The organism is Streptomyces sp. P17, assembly GCF_032436805.1.
In the GTDB taxonomy this organism is placed as follows: Bacteria; Actinomycetota; Actinomycetes; order Streptomycetales; family Streptomycetaceae; genus Streptomyces.
In genome coordinates, this window is record NZ_JAVRBF010001211.1 from 1 (window position 1) to 251 (window position 251).

Consider the following 251-nt stretch of genomic DNA (forward strand, 5'->3'; position numbering starts at 1 on the left):
CAGGTGTTGTCAGTTTACCCATGTTATTACATCCCTAATGTACTGAGATAACGCCAGTGCATAAAGCCCTGACTACACCTGCTGAAATCATCGAACGTATTAAACGTCTGAGACGTACAGGTCACACATATTCGATGATAGCTCGTGAATGTTCTGTATCCGAGAAGACGGCAAAGAAATATGGCTCTGAAGTACGTGCTGGCCGTAGAGGTCGCCGTATCCCTAAAAGCATAGCTCTTGGTATTCATCAC

Annotated in this window: 1 protein-coding gene; it reads left to right on the top strand. The window is 45.0% G+C overall.

The window, feature by feature from the left end; translation table 11 throughout:
• Positions 1–56 precede the first annotated feature (56 nt).
• Positions 57–251, top strand: a 195-nt coding sequence (locus RMT89_RS44450; RefSeq protein ID WP_315889439.1) for a hypothetical protein, incomplete at its 3' end; no start/stop codon positions are given.